General features: G+C 48.6%; 15 protein-coding genes and 1 pseudogene. 9 read left to right on the top strand and 7 right to left on the bottom strand.

Annotated elements, in window-relative coordinates:
- Window positions 1–122: 122 nt before the first annotated feature.
- Window positions 123–1,034, bottom strand: coding sequence for an AsnC family transcriptional regulator (locus GXX95_10455; protein NLT38559.1), 912 nt, complete (start codon window positions 1,032–1,034; stop codon window positions 123–125).
- A 112-nt stretch (window positions 1,035–1,146) separates the two neighbouring features.
- On the opposite strand from GXX95_10455, the gene GXX95_10450 reads away from it, so the two are divergent.
- From GXX95_10450 to GXX95_10440, 3 genes are read left to right on the top strand one after another with little or no spacing between them, the layout of a single operon-like run.
- Entirely contained in the window at window positions 1,147–1,422 is a 276-nt protein-coding gene (locus GXX95_10450) for an AbrB/MazE/SpoVT family DNA-binding domain-containing protein (GenBank protein NLT38558.1), read from the top strand.
- 9 nt (window positions 1,423–1,431) lie between these two features.
- Window positions 1,432–2,412: a carbon monoxide dehydrogenase gene (locus GXX95_10445; GenBank protein NLT38557.1), complete on the top strand. Its 981-nt coding sequence runs from the start codon at window positions 1,432–1,434 to the stop codon at window positions 2,410–2,412.
- A 20-nt stretch (window positions 2,413–2,432) separates the two neighbouring features.
- Window positions 2,433–2,729 carry a 4Fe-4S binding protein gene (locus GXX95_10440; protein NLT38556.1) on the top strand — a complete coding sequence of 99 codons (297 nt, stop codon included), beginning with the start codon at window positions 2,433–2,435 and terminating at the stop codon, window positions 2,727–2,729.
- A 19-nt stretch (window positions 2,730–2,748) separates the two neighbouring features.
- Here the strand turns inward: GXX95_10440 and GXX95_10435 are convergent, their stop codons facing one another.
- Window positions 2,749–3,306, bottom strand: coding sequence for a hypothetical protein (locus tag GXX95_10435; GenBank protein NLT38555.1), 558 nt, complete (start codon window positions 3,304–3,306; stop codon window positions 2,749–2,751).
- Between the two features lie 77 nt (window positions 3,307–3,383).
- Here GXX95_10435 and GXX95_10430 point away from each other — a divergent pair, with 77 nt between their 5' ends.
- On the top strand, window positions 3,384–4,634 hold the full coding sequence (locus GXX95_10430; protein ID NLT38554.1) for an amino acid permease: 1,251 nt from the start codon (window positions 3,384–3,386) through the stop codon (window positions 4,632–4,634).
- A gap of 7 nt (window positions 4,635–4,641) precedes the next feature.
- On the opposite strand, the gene GXX95_10425 is transcribed toward GXX95_10430, so the two are convergent.
- Window positions 4,642–5,121: a GNAT family N-acetyltransferase gene (locus GXX95_10425; GenBank protein ID NLT38553.1), complete on the bottom strand. Its 480-nt coding sequence runs from the start codon at window positions 5,119–5,121 to the stop codon at window positions 4,642–4,644.
- A gap of 64 nt (window positions 5,122–5,185) precedes the next feature.
- Here GXX95_10425 and GXX95_10420 point away from each other — a divergent pair, with 64 nt between their 5' ends.
- Window positions 5,186–5,734, top strand: a complete 549-nt coding sequence (locus GXX95_10420) for a hypothetical protein (GenBank protein NLT38552.1) — start codon at window positions 5,186–5,188, stop codon at window positions 5,732–5,734.
- A gap of 239 nt (window positions 5,735–5,973) precedes the next feature.
- Here GXX95_10420 and pylD read toward each other — a convergent pair whose 3' ends face one another.
- Genes pylD through GXX95_10400 form a run of 4 tightly spaced genes read right to left on the bottom strand, consistent with a single transcriptional unit; the run spans window position 5,974 to window position 10,070 of the window.
- Window positions 5,974–6,984 carry a 3-methylornithyl-N6-L-lysine dehydrogenase PylD gene (gene pylD / locus GXX95_10415; protein ID NLT38551.1) on the bottom strand — a complete coding sequence of 337 codons (1,011 nt, stop codon included), beginning with the start codon at window positions 6,982–6,984 and terminating at the stop codon, window positions 5,974–5,976.
- Complete coding sequence (gene pylC / locus GXX95_10410) at window positions 6,981–8,186, bottom strand: 3-methylornithine--L-lysine ligase PylC (GenBank protein ID NLT38550.1); 1,206 nt, start codon at window positions 8,184–8,186, stop codon at window positions 6,981–6,983. The genes pylD and pylC overlap by 4 nt, the downstream gene beginning before the upstream one ends.
- A complete protein-coding gene (gene pylB, locus GXX95_10405; GenBank protein NLT38549.1) occupies window positions 8,150–9,229 on the bottom strand; it encodes a methylornithine synthase PylB in 1,080 nt (359 codons plus the stop codon). The genes pylC and pylB overlap by 37 nt, the downstream gene beginning before the upstream one ends.
- A 16-nt stretch (window positions 9,230–9,245) precedes the next feature.
- Entirely contained in the window at window positions 9,246–10,070 is an 825-nt protein-coding gene (locus GXX95_10400) for a hypothetical protein (protein ID NLT38548.1), read from the bottom strand.
- Between the two features lie 511 nt (window positions 10,071–10,581).
- On the opposite strand from GXX95_10400, the pseudogene mttB reads away from it, so the two are divergent.
- From mttB to GXX95_10380, 4 genes and pseudogenes are all read left to right on the top strand, one after another.
- Window positions 10,582–12,072 (top strand): annotated as a pseudogene (gene mttB, locus GXX95_10395) ([trimethylamine--corrinoid protein] Co-methyltransferase).
- Between the two features lie 11 nt (window positions 12,073–12,083).
- Window positions 12,084–12,734, top strand: coding sequence for a dimethylamine corrinoid protein 3 (locus GXX95_10390; GenBank protein ID NLT38547.1), 651 nt, complete (start codon window positions 12,084–12,086; stop codon window positions 12,732–12,734).
- A 98-nt stretch (window positions 12,735–12,832) separates the two neighbouring features.
- The gene (locus tag GXX95_10385; GenBank protein ID NLT38546.1) at window positions 12,833–14,284 is read left to right on the top strand and encodes an APC family permease; all 1,452 of its coding nucleotides are present in this window, start codon (window positions 12,833–12,835) and stop codon (window positions 14,282–14,284) included.
- 2,505 nt (window positions 14,285–16,789) lie between these two features.
- On the top strand, window positions 16,790–17,346 hold a 557-nt coding region (locus GXX95_10380; protein ID NLT38545.1), incomplete at its 3' end, for a PAS domain-containing protein.

Below are 17,346 nucleotides of genomic sequence, written 5' to 3'. Positions count from 1 at the left end.
ATGGCGGTGAGAGCCTGCTCTCCTCTTCTTTCTCCGTCAAGGGGTCATGAGAAAATATTTCCCAGGGGAGCCCACCACGTCCATCTTTTCCCGGAGGTTCGAGAAACTTTGCACCTCCAAACCTATCTCGGACCATACTGGACGTTGGAGGGAATGGTCCCTTTGATGCCCTCATAGTAGCGGGCATCAAGGATCACTCTTGGCACTACTTCCTTGAATACTCCGTCCCTCTCCAGCTCCATGACCAGATCGTTTAGCTCATGGATGCTGGAGCTCCACACCATTGATATGATTGTATCCGGTCGGTCGCTGAAATTGTAGGTTATGATCTCCCGGGTCGACAGCCGTCGGACCAGCGCCACCGCTACCTTCTCGGGGTCCTGCCCTTCCTTGATGTTCAGATGGATGGCGCTCATGATGTCGCCGGACCGCTGCGGGTACCACTCGTAAGCGAAGTGGACGAGCATGCTCTTCATGAGGCGTTGGATATGCCGGTTGACCGTCCGAGGCGCCAGCCCCAGCTCTCTCGCTACTTCGGTCACCGGCCTCCGGGAATCATCCTTCAGGGCCGACACTATCTTGACGTCCAATGGATAGATCGTAACACCCTCGTCGATGTCCATCAGCGATGGGTTATAGACCACGCCCACTTCAGGGCGTACCAATTTCGCCATCTTCGTCACCGCGGTCGTGAACCTGCTGATGCGGCCGGGGTCCAGAACGGTACCGGAGATGTAGATATACTTGCCTGATGACACCATCACCATGTCCATCTCCTTCTCACCGTTCAGCTCCTGAAGGACGCACTCCAACGACGGTGCCTGGGAGACCCCATGGACCAGGACCCAGGTGGAGCGGTATGCCCGGGCCGAGAAGGAAGCGTTGAACTTGGAGATGACCCCCATGGCGACGAGGTCCTGGACGCGGCGATGGGCGGTCTGCACGCTGATTCCCGCGGCCTTGGCCAGCTCGGAATAGGACATCCGGGAGTTGTATATGAGGAGGCGGCAGAGAGTTACATCGATCTCGTCCATGAACGTTCAGCATGGCGAATATGCATGTTATCCTTTACCATTGAGCATGATTTTTCATAGAATTCAGAATATTCAGAAAATTCATATACATTATCGATGTTGTGATAGCCATATGATCAAGGGGCGTAGGAAGGAGAAATGCTGCGAGGCTTCGAGCAGGAGTGAGGTCATGGTCGCAGCCATAGTGACGATAGACGATAGAGGGCAGATGGTGCTCCCCAAGGAGATCAGGAAGAAGGCGGGATTGGCCCCAGGTGATAAGCTCTCGGTGGTGACCCGGGAGAGGGACGGAAAGGTCTGCTGCATATATCTCATCAAGAACGAAGAGGTCTCCAGCGTGGTGAAGGACCGTTTTGGTGACCTGTTCCAGGACTCAGGAGACGAATGAGGTGCTCTCATGAACGAACAGATAATCGGCACTACCTCAAACCTCACCGCCCATGATCGCATCGACCATCTCCAGGCCAGGCTGGGCCTTAACAGGATGGGTCACAAGGTGGTTCCAGGCCTCTACAGCCTGGGCACGCCGGACCAGAGGTCTCCGGTCCTGGTCTCGGCCAATTACACCTTAAGCTTCAATGCTCTCCGTTCCTCGCTCGCAGGAACGGACTGCTACATCCTGGTCCTCGACACCAAGGGCGTGAACGTATGGTGCGCGGCTGGAAAAGGTACATTTGGAACGGAGGAGCTCGTTCACCGTATACAGGTCACAGGCCTGGAGAGGGTGGTGGAGCATCGACAACTGATCCTCCCGCAGCTGGGAGCTCCGGGCGTGGCCGCTCACCAAGTAAAGAAGAGCACTGGCTTCTCGGTGTCCTACGGACCCATCAGGGCGAGCGATCTCCAGGAGTACATGCGTGAGGGGAAGGCAAGCCCGGAGATGAGGAGGGTCACGTTCCCGTGGCGAGACCGGGCGGTGTTAACTCTCGTGGAGGTCAAATTGTCCCTGAAATATCTGATCCCACTATCGATCATTCTATTCTTCATCGCCGGTATCTTGGGGGTCCTGGTAGCGGTGGTTGCGGTGCTGGGAGGGACCGTGCTCTTCCCTCTCCTCCTTCCTCACCTCCCGACGCGGGATCTCTCCTCCAAAGGCCTGATCCTGGGGGCGCTGCTCTCGCTCCCGTTCATCGCCTGGTTGGCGTATGATGGCAGCGTCAACGCCCTGGCCCTGGCCTTACTGATATTGGCCCTTCTGCTGATCATGTCGCCTGTGGTCGGCTACATGGCCCTGAACTTCACGGGATGTACCACCTATACTTCGAGGACGGGAGTGAAGAAGGAGATATTTCGTTGGGTCCCGGTCATGGTGGCAATGCTGATAGTTGGGCTGTCGATGCTTTCGATTTCGGGGGCAATGTACTGGGGTTGGTTATGATGATGGAGATACCGCTGATAATGGGAACAAAGGAGGCCGAGGATAACGCCATAAATACGCTGAGGTTCTATCCCGGCAGGTGCATCAACTGCGGCCGCTGCTACGAGGTATGCCCGCATGGGGTGTTCGCCCCCTCCGAGGCCCGGGCGAAGATGATCGCCCCGGAGAGATGCATGGAGTGCGGGGCCTGTCAGGTCAACTGCCCCGTGGCCGCGATATCCGTCGATTCCGGGGTGGGCTGCGCATCTGCCATGATCAAGGCCGCCCTGACCGGTAGCAAGGAGGTCACCTGCGGACCAGAGTGCTGCGGGCGTTAGATCATGACCTGAACGGCGTTCATGCAGGGGGAGTCATATCCCTCTCTCTCGACCTCAGCTCCCGGCGGACCTTCCAGTACATGATGATGTTGTAAACCGTACTGATGGCGGTAATGACAATGGCTATGGTGAGGAAGATCTTCATCATATCATTGCTTATCCACGACAAGATGGCCTCGAGGGCAGTGGGCAGGTATTCCCATAGGTGAGGGAAGTCAAAGGGGAAGACCGTCAGAAGATAGGAGCCTGCGGTGATGAAGACCACAGAGCTGATGATGTCCATGAGGCGCCCCAGGTTCCTTCTGCCAATGATCGCACGGACCAAGCTAGGCACCATACCGAACAGCAGGGAGCCGTAGAACGCGAGCTGCTCTACGGTTCCGAAACCGGATGTGAAGAAGCCCAGGTCCTTGGCCTGCACGTCCAAGAACATCAGGGCCACAGCCACCGTTATGATGGGGACAAGAACGTTCCCCAGCCTCTCTAGCAGACCCAGCCTATCTCTGTCCGCCTCCTTACTAACATATCTCCCCCATCCGAGCCCCCGATCGGGCATGGGTCGCTGATCTTGGACCATGAGGATCAATAGCGATTAACGGCCGAATAAAACCTACGTAGAACAAATATGCATATCTACCTCGCCCATTACCCATCGTGGCCGATGGACTCAGAAGAGAGGTGGGACTTTGGTGGGCGGTGGCCTACGGAGTGGGCACCATTCTGGGTGCGGGCATATACGCCCTCATCGGTGTGGCCACCGGAAAGGCAGGGAACTTGGTATGGCTGTCCTTCGCCCTGGCCGCAGTGATCGCAGCCTTCAGCGGCCTCAGCTATGCCAAGCTGTCCTCCATCTACCCCTCTAGCGGAGCCGAGTACGTCTATGTGGAGAACGCCTTTCGGTCCAAGTTCTGGGCCTTCGTCGTTGGCTGGTTGGTACTGATATCAAGCATAATCTCGGCGGCGACCGTGGCCCAGGGCTTCGGTGGCTACCTGTCCTCTATATTGGACATACCCGTTGCGTTAGGGGCAAGCGCTCTCATCGTGGTCCTGGCGATCATCAACTATGCCGGCATAAAGGAGTCCTTGATCCTGAACGCCATCATGACCGTCATTGAGACGATCGGCGTCCTCATTGTCATATTCCTGGGCGTCGGCTACCTGGGAACGGTGGACTACACCCAGTCCCCCTTTGGACTGGAAGGGGTGGTGGGCGCTGTGGGGGTCATATTCTTCGCGTTCATAGGGTTCGAGGGCCTTGTCAAGATCGGGGATGAGACCAAGGACGCCGAGAGGACCATACCTCGGGCCCTAATGATCTCCCTGGCGATCACCGCTGTGCTATACGTCCTGGTGGCCATTTCAGTGGTCAGCATCGTCCCCTACGATCAACTGGCGGCATCCTCCTCCCCGCTCGCGGACGTCGCCCTTCAAGCCTCAGGTCAGGAGGCCTACGCACTGTTGACGATCATCGCCCTAGTGGCCACTGCGAACACAGTGCTGATCATCCTGATAGCCTCCTCCCGGATAGCCTATGGGATGTCCACGCGCGCCGCTCTCCCGAAGCTGCTGTCGCGCATACAGCCAAGCACAGGCACACCTCTAATGGCCATCGTCCTGACCACCTTAGCATCGGTGGCCTTCTGCTTCCTGGGCGGTATCGAGCTCACGGCCAATGTGTCCAATTTCACGATATTCATGGTGTTCCTGGCGGTCAACCTGTCGGTGATCCAGCTGTCCCGGGGAAGCAAGAGCATAGGTAGAGCTTACGTCCTGTCGGCAGTAGTGGGGTCATTGACCTCCGTGGCCATGCTCACCCAGTTCAACTGGGAGGTCGCCCTGCTGTCCATACTCCTGACGCTATCAGGGGCGGGACTTTACAGGATAATGGAGATGGACCTGAAGTGATCCGTCCTTAGAGCCCGCGCCTCATGATGAGGTAAGGTAGAAGGTCGTCTTCGCCCAGGTCCAGGGACGTCTCCTTGACCACCTCGTAGCCGAGGTGCTGATAGAATCCCACCGCCACGACCGATGAGTCCAGCACGATCTCTCTCATGCCACATTTCCTGGCCTGTTCCTCAAGCCTCATCATCAGGCCACGCCCTATTCCCATCCTTTTTAGGGAGGGATCCACAAAGACCATTCTTATCTCATTACCCAGCAGCTCGCCTACGCCTGCGATGACGCCATCACAGGCAGCTACGATGCAATGGCCTTCATGCACGTGCCTGTTGATGCTGGCGACATCATGGTGCCTCATGAAGAACTCCACGGCACCGGCCGAATAGGCCTCCTTATAGCTCGACATGATGGTCCTCCGCAACAGGGCGTGGACCATGATGACATCCTCGGGCACCATCTTTCGATATTGAAACTTGTCACTACCAATGACCATTCCGAACTCGCCCCCATCGCGATAGGATTATTTAATTTGGGAACCAATGAAATAAGGGCATTTCATGCAAGACTACAATGTTCTGGTGACCTTCCATCATAATGAGAAGCTTAGGGCGGAGGAGGAGGTGGCGGAGCGGGTGCGGCAAGCCGATCTCATCCTTGAAGATATGATGGAATCCTCCGTGGACGGTCTATTGCTGATCAGGATCAGGGGTGATGGCAAGGAGGCGGTAAGTAGGCTGCGGGCCTTTGCCATGAGATTCCCTGAGGTCTTCCGCCACACCCACCGTTGGATCCCTATCGAAGAGTGGGTGAGGTCCGAGCCGGAGTCCATGATAAGCGCGGCGAGGACGTTCGGAGAACGTATAGGGGATGATGACCGGTGGAGGATCGAGGTCGAAAAGAGACGCTACCAGGGAGGCTCCGGCCAGGACATCGTGAGAATGATGGCCGAGCATGTACACAGGGGAGTGGTGGACCTGGACGGTGCGGAAGTGGTCCTCATGGTACAGATCATAGAGGATCTCGCCGGTTTTAGCCTGGTACACGAGGACGAGGTCCTGGATATCAATGCAGTAAGAAAACACACCGGCCTCGCCAGGATCGGTTGACCTTTCAACAGGTGTCGCATTAACGTAACTTAAAAAAAATCCCCATGCGATTACTCTTAGGGGATAGAATGGAACCCAAGACTCCATCCTAAGGTGTCAATTTGTCTAATCGGTTTACAAAATCCAATTATTATTAATATTGCCTCTGATTCGATAACGGCGGAGGCATGCCAGACCGAGGAGGTAACAATCGATTCTTCAAGGGAGAAAAGAATACAGTCCAGCACGCCTCCCTTTTTTTAGAAGATTGACCTTATTGAATTATCGGGCCCCCTTCCCATATCAACAGGAATTGCGTTAACAGTCACCGGTTTCCTTCCATCATATTTCGTCCTCACCTTAGTCTCAGAAAGGTAGGATGTCCCAATGCAAGTTGTGAAAGTCCTATGCGATAAATCACTTCCATCCACTAGGTCGGCCATGCATGGTTCATTCAAATATCGATCCATTCCAGGGATGCTAGTATAGGCCGCACTCCAAACGGCCATCGTAGAAACACCAATCTGAAGTGGGTCGTGAATGAGGGTCCTGATTCTATTTTCGCCGAGTGGATCGAAAGAATAGGGCATACCCGGAGAGGAGACAATTGAACCTTCATTGATGAACTCCCCAGGAATAAATGACGGAGAGACGTTGAGAATGGCATATGATGAGCGCACACCATCTTCCATTCCTTTTATCACAACTCCAAAATGGTTTTGGGCTTCTTCAGCACGTTTGATGTTAGACTCCACCACGGTGACATTGGCACCTCTCGCCTGAAGTAATTCGATCGAATACCATCCCAGCCGGCCTGCCCCTATGACCAGAACATCCTTACTCTCCAGGCCTCCGAGTGCCACTTCTAGAGCGGTACAATAGCCCAATGCTGTTGCATGCACATTATTAACGATCTTCCTCTCTCTAGTATTGAGGGCAACAAAATTGTTGTCGTCAGCCATGAAGATGATGTCAACCCCGCTCCCTATGGCATCGCATATGCCAGTCACATCAGTATTTGATTCTACATGACAATCCAATCCAATGTGGCGAGCGATCGCACAGACGGAATCACTGAACCCTTTTGTGACTCCCTGGCCACTAGTGATAGGTACGCAAATGGCACTGAAAGCGCTGAGATCGAGTTCGACATCGAACACTCTCATCGCCAATCCCCTTAAGTCTAAGCCGATGGCTTGTCTGAGTTCTTGATCTCTAAGGTCTAAGGTGTTTGGAACATCATAGATCATACCTGGTGTCAGACGGGTCACGCCCTAACCTCCGGCTGAGGATCAAAATAATAAGTAATGTTCTCGCTCTTCATGATATTATTCAGACATCTCTGACGTTTCTGCCAAGCACCTTCTGGCGTGGAGGAATTGCATATGATCGTCGCTCGCCAACTGCTCTTTCCATGCTCGAAATCTGTCACCATCTCATCTGAACCGAATAGACCAGATATCAGCCTTGGTTTACGTACCTCGGAGAAGACCCCCTCTCCGCAAGACCTCATAGTATTGCCATCGATCGCTATGTGCTCATATATGGACGCTCCCCTCCGTTGTGGGATAACCTCATCGAGCTCTCCATCTGTCAGAGCATAGGTTAATAGTTCGATGAGGTTCACACCCGTCGCGTTGTATATGGCCGCAGGGGTTTGACTCGGAATTCTAGCGTCTATCTCCAACACTTTTGCCTCATTATCATTGACGATTGCCTCTACATCCATTATGCCTCGTAGCGAAACACTCTCTGCAAGCCGACGACTGCTTTCCAAGAAATCAAGCTCCACTTCCCTGCTTATTCCTTGCATGGGGCATCGGACCATTTTGCAGTCGTATCTGTCATCAAGAATGACCTCGGTCATAATCGCTGGAACGAACGTTTCCCCATTCCCGATGACTTCGATGGATATGTTAGGCCCATCTACGAATTCCTGGATAATCGGTTCGTCATCGAGCGACTCAATCTTCCTTATACCATCTCCAAGCTGGTTTTCGTTATAGGCTTTTACCACTCCTGTACTGCCGCTCTGGCCTGAAGGTTTAATTACAACGGGAAAACCGGATTTAGGCCATGGCTGAGGGGTTGGTATGCTCAGGGCCTCCATCAGCTTGTTAGAACTCAATTTTGATGATGAGATCTTATACGCATCTAGATCGAAAAGTAGGGGGATATCCATTTTTTTCAGTAACTTACATAGTGCGGTCAGCGTCTCGATGTTCTCGTTCGCTGGCAGGACAGCATCACAAGTGCAAAGAAGGCGTTTTGCCTCCTCTTCATTACTACATACATCAAGGACGTATCCCTCATCTGCCAAGGATAGAGCCGGGGCCTGGTCGTTCATATCGATGACCATCGTATCCATCCCTGATTTCCTTGCTAGGTAAACCGCCTCCATCCCCTGCAACATTCCCCCGACTATGCCAATCTTGGTCAAGCGATCACCTGAGGTACGATGGAATTCTTCCATTCTCCGATAAGACGGTTGTAATCGGCCAAGGGAGCGATATCGACGTCTAAGTTCCCCAACGCCCTCCCCATGCTGCCAGGTGATCTCTCCCCGGTGTCTATTTCCAAAACATGCTGGGCTACACCAGCCAATCCTTTCTCCGGCGGTATTATCGATGTAATCACATTAGCCCCGGCATCTAGTCGAGGTTTGAGTCCACTTACGCCCTGAATGTCCAGTGATGCGGGAATGAGCTTATCCTGATGGACCAGCCTCATGACTGCCATGGTCACGAGCTCATCAAGATATGTTGTAGTAGGGACGGTCTCCATGGGAGTGTTCTTTTGGGGGACGAAGGTCATAGCCCGTACCTGCTGGACCCCCTCTTGAAGCATAACCTCTATTGATGTGGCACGATCATCTATGCTCTCACCAACACCGACCATTATCCCCTCTTCTGTGAGCAGTCCAGACCTTCTTGCCCAAATCTTTTGCATGTACCTCTCATAATAGTCTTGGTCCGGTCGAAGCCTGGTGAAAAGAGCCTGATTATGAGTCTCCTGATAGCATGCGAACCAATCAACACCGGAGTTTCTCATGTCATTAAAGAGGTCCTTGGGGATAACTCCGGGAGAGGCCATGATGGGAGTTCTAACTTCATCGCTCACGCCTTGAATGACATCCAACAATGCCTGCTTCGAACCGGCATGATATCTAGGATCTTCACCCATCGTCAGGTCGATGAGGTGGACCCCCGCATCTTCTAACGCGACAGCCAATGAAATTATCTCTTCCTTGGTCTTTCGATATCGAACGCTGTCGTCGTTGGATTGACGGTAAAAACAAAATGAGCAATTATTGCGGCAGTAGGTGGAGAAGTAAACAAAACCATAGAGGAAAACCTTGTTATCGAAATTCCTCTCCTTGATTTCCCTTGCTGTTTCAAAAAGCATCGAGATATCTCTCTCGTTCCTAACTGAAAGAAGATTGACTATGTCATCATGTGTCAAATGCTCCTGGTCCCAAGCCTTTGCCAGCAGACCATCTACGGTACTCTGTTCCATGATCTATAACCTCCACCTATATATCGATCCGTGCCCCGTTCAAATATATCAGGCTACGAGCAACTGACTTGATGTTGCTCTGATTTTTCATGAGCATGAGGATGCGTTCCAGACCAAAACCAATCCCGGCCCACGGTTCATCGATACCATGCGCCTCATCCATCGGTAAGGGGCCGATCGCTCCAGATGCCACTTCCACCCCGTCTACTTCCACATCGAGTGTTCGTCCATATACCTCGGATTCCTCCACAACCAGCTTATACTGCAAACCAGCAACGTCCATAACCGTCTGGGCGTCGTCTCTTAATGCCTCCATTGCCTCGCGCTCCGGGGCGAGCTCAACTAGGTTCAGCATAGTGAATTCTTCCAGGTGGTTGGAACCCTTGGATTCCTTCCTGAAACATGGCCCTATCTCGAAGAGCTTGACAGTACAGACAGTGCGACTAAGATGTCGCATGATGTAGTAGAGATTAGGCGCTAGCATTGGTCTCATGCATTTCTTTGGCGTTACCCAAAATACCTGGTTTAATAAAGGGTGACCATCCGCGATGCCCATCTTGGTCAAGCTAGATGCAGAGATGATCATGGGAGTCTTCACTTCGGTAAAACCCCTGGTGATTAACACATTGGATAAATCTGATTCGAGAGAGGCGAGAGAGTTCCTTTGAGATCCATCCATAGTCTCTAAGATTCTTTGTCGGTTTCTACTCTGAAGTGATTTCACTTGCTCCTGAAAGTATAAGTCTCTATCATCAATGGTTGAAAAAATAATGGTTTTGTCAATTGTACCACCTAGTTCACGAATCCGTTGATTCTGCGAAGTTGTGAGATCAGTACTCATTCATATCCCTGCTTTGGAACACTTGAAGTGGCGAAGTGCCCGGGAGTTGAACCCGGCTGCCTTGGCTGTAGAGGCCTGGTGGTCGCCGGACCAACACTCCATCCTCAACTTAGAAACACATAATCCTAATCGAGCATTTATTCTTTTTGTTTTTGTTTTCATATTATTACGATTGTATTCAATTATTTATCGTTTGTATCTTTATTGTTTTCATAATTTTCATATTACAAGCCCATTTATTATCTCATGATTTGATCATTAGATACTTTCGATGATCATTTATTGATGTTTAATGGTGATAATTTTTTTTAATCAGCATCATAGAATAATAAATAATGGCCTATTTTGTTTGATACTTAGTACACTTAGATGATATGTGTTTGACACTTATGCTCAATGTAGTATAAGTCTAAGATCGCTTTGTCTTTTCTTGAATATTTTGTATACATATGATTGCAAAACATTACTAATAAATACAAATTAAATCATTACGTAATCTGAGGAATCAAGTATGTCAGAGCACTACTACCCCGGAAGAGGTGTGTTAGAGGGTGTCTCTCTGGGCATTTTTTCGCCAGAGGACATCCGAATGCTCGACTATGCAACCAAGGAGGTTTTACAGAACCCTGGCATCAAGGTTACTCATGCTAGGGCTAGACAAATCTTCAGAGAAGGTGGTTGCGATGTCGATGAAAAGACCCAGATGGTGAAAATACCTGATTATGTCATCAGAAAGGCACTACAAACGGCACCATCCAGGTTCACATGCTATGGTCGAGAGAAGAAGAACAACGTAGTTCAGGAGAGCCATGGTAAGGTGCACTATACCTGCTTTGGAACTGGTATTAAGATGTGCAATTACAAAGGAAGAGGCGCATATGAAACCGTGGACTCCACAGATCAGGACTTGGCAAATACTGCTAAGATAGTGGACTGGGCAGACCAGGTCGATACATATTCCTTGGCCGTATCCGCGAGGGACTGGGCTGGCGTTGGTAAGGAAGATGTTCACGAGATGTATACTGCTTTGGCAAACTCATCAAAGCACTTCCATCACATCGATCCTGTCGGCACTGATGTGCATTATTATTTCGAGCTAGCAAAGGCATATTATGGTGGAGATGAAGAAGCCGCTAGGAGGAAGCCGCTTTTCTCGATCCTTGCTTGCCCTACAAGCCCTCTAGAGCTTGGAGACAATGGATGTGAGACTTTCCTACGTGCTGCGGAATATGGCATACCTGCTTGTGTGATCAGCATGGCTATGTCAGGAGGTTCTGCGCCGATTTTCTTGGCTGGAACAATTCTAACCCACAATGCTGAGGTTCTTGCTGGGATAACCCTTATCCAACTCGCATATCCTGGTGCACCAGTATGGTATGGAAGTTCTACGACTACCATGGATGTCAAGAATGGGACCGCCCCTGTTGGCTCCCCCGAATTGGGGATGATCAGCAGTGCTGTAGCAAAGTTGGGTCAGTTCTACGGTCTGCCCACCTTCGTAGCCGGCATATAGTCTGACGCGAAAATCCCAGATTCCCAAGCAGGTCACGAAAAGACGCTCACCGCTCTGTTGCCTTCGATGGCAGGCGCGAGCATGATCTATGGGGCTGGGGTTCTCGAGCTTGGCATGACATTTTCAATGGAACAATTGGTGATTGACAACGATATCATAAGAATGACCAAAAAGGTCACAAGAGGTATCGATGTGAATGATGAGACCCTTGGTGTCGCAGCAATCCAGAAGGTTGGTGTTGCCAATAATTTCCTTAGCCACAAGACCACAATGAACAACATCGAGTATCCTTCTCAGCCCGAGCTTTTCAACAGACTCATGTACGGTGATTGGGCTCGTGATGGCTCGAGGGACCTAGCGACAGTTGCTCATGAGGTTGTTGTTGATGTAATGAAGAATTACAAGCCCACACCGATTGATTCTGACCTCCTAAAGGATATGAAGGAAGTCCTTGCGAGAGCAGACAAGGAGTTCAAGGGACAGCGATGAAGGTGAATGAAATGGATTCTAAAGATAATATCATAGCAAGGGCTAAGTCTTCCGTATTGTCCTTCGATCAGGACCAGGCTATTGAAGTAGCCCAAGAAGCGATAAAGGCTGGCATTTCTCCCGTTGAAGTGATCCAAAAGGGTTACACAGCGGGAATGAATGAAATAGGTACTAAATACGAAGCTAAGCAGTTGTTCCTACCTCATGTAATGGCCGCAGCTGAAGCCATGACTGCCGGAATAGATATTCTAACCCCAGAGATGGAAAAGTTAGGGAAGGCTGAGGGCAATGGACTAGGAACTATTGTTATCGCCACTATTGAAGGTGATATCCACAGCATCGGTAAGGATATTGTAGCAATCATGCTGAAAATTGCCGGTTTCGATGTCCACAACCTAGGTAGAGACATTCCTTGCCCGGAGTTCATAAGTGCCGCAAAGAAATATGATGCTAAGTTCGTTGGATCGTCTGCTCTGATGACTAGCACTATGGTCAACCAGATGCGCATTGAGGAACTTCTCAAGGAAGAAGGGTTGAAAGGCAAGGTCAAGACTATCGTAGGAGGGGCTCCAGTCACACAAGAATGGGCAACAAAAATTGGAGCAGATCTCTACGGCGAGAGCTCGTCGGATGCGGTATCTCGACTGAAGATTGCTAAGTAAGGCGATACCTGAATTTTTTCTCGGTGCCTATGTCTGGTCCAAGATCGGAATGGGCACCATAAAATTTTTTCCAATGTGTGACAACGGACGTGAAAACGATGACCGAAGTAGTAGACGCTGTTGACGATAGCCCATTCGAGAGAAATCTCAACTGGAAGCAAGGTGTGGCCATAGCCATGGGTGCTCCAGTCCTGATATTGCCTTCGATTGGGTATACTGTAAGCTACTTATGGGGTGCAGCTGTAATTCTGTGGGCCCTGTCTGTGATGCAAACGATATTGCAAAATATTGCTTATGCGGAACTTGCTACAACTTTTCCCAGGGCCTCAGGTTTACCGGGATTTGCTCAGGCAGTTCTTTCTAAGAAGGAGGGCAATGGTAAAAAAAAGTATACCTTGAGTAAATTTATAGGCGGTTTTAGCTCCTGGAGTTATTGGTTTGCTTGGAACCCCGTTCTAGCAGTGATGACGATCACAGCTGCATGGTACATCAAGGGTGTTGTACCAGCTTTTGCTGATATTGATGTTGTTGTCCTTTCCCTCATACTTGGAGCTGTTATCTTTAGCAGCCTAATAATTGTGAACTTAAAAGGCCTAGCAAATGGAGCCAAGCTTGGGCTTGTTCTAGCAATTGTGGCCATCATACCTGTGATGACTATCTCATTAGCTCCTATAGGCACTAGTGTCTTTGATCTCAGCAATGTTACTGATGCGATTCTACCAACGACATGGGCGTGGGATATGGAACACATCCTGATACTTGCTGGATTATTCGCGATTGCGCTTTGGAGCACCGGTGGAAGCGAGGCAGTTGCAATCTACGGGCCTCGATATAAAAATCCTAGAAAAGACCTCCCCAAAGCTTTGCTGGTATGTGTTTCCATAATTATGGTGACATTCGTTTGGATTCAAGCATCAGCAACAGCCACTCTAGGGATTGATGGCATTCTCGCTGAGCCTGTTTCCCCACTGATCGGAATGGCTACGATTGCTTTTGGTAGTGCGATAGCGCCATTTGTTCTATTGGTCTTGATAGCAGCTATTATTCTAATGACCCAAACAGCAATACTGGGTTCCGGTATTGCGATGCAACAGATGGCAGAAGTCGGGAACCTACCAAAGATATTTGCCAAGGTGAATTCATATGGCATCCCTGTTAGGGCTATGATATTCATAGCGATCTTCAACATCCTCTTAATCACACTGAGGACTCCCGTTGCCATCATCGCCGCAGCTAGCTTTGGTTACATATTGGTCAATGGCATCTCCTTGTTCGCCTTTGTGAAGGCAAGAAGAGATCCCGAGTTAAAGAAGCTACCAAGACCATACAAGGCGCCCAAGAGCTGGACCTTTGTTGCGATTCTGGTCGGATTGTTTAACATTCCGATAATCCTGGCTGGTTTAATCTACCTACAAATATATGAGGCAGGTCTCCAGCCAGTGATCGTTGGAGCTGTGGTCCTTCTGCTGTATATACCCATATGGTTCTACTCCCAAAAAGGTTATGAGGAACCAGATAAAAATGTGGAGGCTGTACCAGAGGTCGGGTAGGTCTGATCATTTTCGATCAATAATAAAGAGGGTGGTCTTTCAAAAACGCCATAATTTTTTTCTTTTTTTCTAACTTCGACATCAGTTCTCATATTCTCATCGTATTTTAAGATTTGACATCATATCGAACCTCTGGAAATTTCTAGAGCTTTTTGCCAGAGGCGGAAACGGTCACGTTTCCGCCATATACTCAAGTAAAAACGCTTTATTGAGCGCGCTCAGGTTCGAGTGGCACTGTCATTTTCGACCGCCTACTGTCAGAACCCCCGTCATTGTCATTTTCTAACTAATTAGTGATGAACAACTTTGACACAGTCTCGATTAGAGATTCGAAGAAACATGTCAAGGAGATTGACATCTGGGGGGTAAATCCCATGAGTAATATGCCGCATATGGTGCCATCGGACCATGCTCAGAGATGTCTTACTCCGATCTCCCACTTCGATGAATGAAAGAGCTTTTCGACTGCGTTCTTGCTTCTGTAGGGTCTAGGAGCTTCGGTTGTGGATAAATGCCCGAACGAGGTCAAGTAGAAGCAGCCTTCACGGCCATCAACGACATCGTTGGACAGGAGGTGGAGCATTTCTCGTTCGTTCATGCCACAAGATACGTTTGATAATCATGCGACATGTCCATGTAAGAAAAGTACGTTTAATAATGTAGATCCCTCCCTCCTCAATAAATCAGTTCCTAGACGATGGCGACTAAGGTCTCAAACACCTTATTCTCAGCCAGGTTGATTTACTTCATCGCCTTATGGTCACTATAGTCGAAGACTTTTTTTCTAATACGCTTATAGTAAGCCCCCCCCAATAGAACGCGACCAAAGAAGATTCGATTAGAACGCTCCCGACCTGGTCGCCCATGTGGTGGATGTGTACCTAGCCGTTCACCTTCCTTGGTCCGATGATCATCGCCATTAGTAAATTCCTTGGAGGTTACCAGCTATATCCCTTTATGGACACGTGCTTATCATTCGAACTATCGTCCAGAGGGTTGTCGTACCTAATCAGTGGCGTATTGCGGCGAATATTTGATTTATATTCGGTTCTTAATTATGTCCATATATAGAACGTATAGTGACTTTTTTAGGTAGCGGTCCAGAAGCTCCTGGGCGATGCGTTCACGTTTTCGTCCAAGTATCTCCACCGCTCGGTACAAAGCCTTCTCGTTGAACTTCTGAAATTCTTGCTGCTCACATATGAATAGAATGTGGGGCATTCCCCCGCTCGTTACAAACTGAAGTTATGTCCCAGCTTGTTTGCTAACATCTACCGACCAAGACATCCAATTAACTATCTTCGTCCTTTTGCCAGTATATGAAAATTTATTGTTGTTCGAGCAAACGTTGAACATCAATCCTTTGACTGTAGACTCGTTTTTCTTCATTTTCATGCAGATGATCTAAAAAGTAACGGACAGCCATAGAACTAAATTCCGATCTGTTACGAAACAATTTTTTTTTCTTAATATATTCATCCATCTGTTCTATGACACCTTTTGCTACCCTATATGAGACCGTTATTGACGTGTCATCTGATTCGTCTTCTCTCATGATAATGCATCGATTTTAACCTATATGAAATTACGTATGTAAACATTTTTCACGCTGACGATAAATATTCATCAAGTTTTTTTCCAAGTAGTCATCGACGTTAATTTCATTCGTGTTTCTTTTTCGACCAGGGTGACCTATTGCATCAGAGGCTGCGATGGAGGTCTCGCTTTAGGAGCGTGGCCAGGATGAGCAGGAATAACAGCTCTATCGCAGTTGTCCATCTTTTCACTGATAGTTACCTTTAGAACATCTAATAATACAGAACATGATCTATAACCATTCGAGTAGGTCTGGTCTGCACGACCTCAGTTTTATAGAATCTAAGGCCGAGATTCTGTGTGGGTGAAGAATGAGATGTGGGTGTTTACCCCTTGTAACCTGCTCTTCCGATTCTCCCTTTAATAATGCCTTTATGCGAACGAATCAACCTATTCAATAAAGATACTAGCAATAATCCGAGATCGTTAAAGGGGACATCTGTAAAGTGGTCAATATTGACCGCCAAGCTCTCGAGCGCGGTAGTTGTCAAAGGAAGGCTCCTACGCAACTTGGATGCGCCCCCATGTACTACTGTTTCTGTGGCAACCAACCTTTCTCCAGTTTTCTTAACTGGCAATAGGTGAATTCATACTAATTCATTATCATAGTTATATTGATAATAATACATTACTGAAAGTTGGAAGTTTTCAATCAGCTTTACATCCAGATATCCACAACACAACTTGAGCGGTGAGACATTTGATATGTGCATTAAATTGATGCTTATCTCCTGACTAGGGTGCTTTGTAAAATGAAGACCTTCTTGAAAGATAATTTCTGGGTTAGTGTTTGAATTATTAATTTTATATCTATTGAATGCCTTATTGTATACAATAAGCTAACGAAATGCGAAAAACTTATAATCATGATGATACATGATTATTGGTGCTCAAGGGACGAGGATGTGAATGGATACTTTATTCGACTATGTTCTGAATAACAGCCCTCAGGGCGTATTTTGTATCGATAAAAGAGGTAACTGTTGTTACATGAACTCTGCAGCATCAAATCTCCTCAACATAGATGTCTCTGAGGCAATTGATAGTCACATCGCTGAGCTTGGACTTCCAAAAGAGTATTCTGACGAGATTGAGGCGTCCATATCATCTGCAATGAATTCAAAAAATATTGTTGAAAAAATAATATTTTATAAGACCGATAAGGATATCGAACCTCATAAAATTGTATTCAAACCATATATGCCTGCGGACAGTGGATTTAATGGAGTAATTATATATATGGAAAAAATATCTAGTAAACCAAGCTCTATTAGCGATTTTGATTATACTGACGATCAGACAATTCTCGATTTTTTTGAATCTATATTAGAGATTTTACCAGCTGCGGCATTTATCGCTGATAAAACCGGAAAATTGGTGGCGATAAATAAACTTGGTTTACAGATATACTATGGGGACGCTCCCTATCCCGAATCGATTGACAAATTCGAATACATTGGATATCA

This window comes from Methanomassiliicoccus sp. (assembly GCA_012719175.1).
Lineage (GTDB): Archaea > Thermoplasmatota > Thermoplasmata > Methanomassiliicoccales > Methanomassiliicoccaceae > UBA6.
Note: the sequence above shows the minus strand (reverse complement) of the source record. Positions and strands in the feature narration are given on the sequence as shown.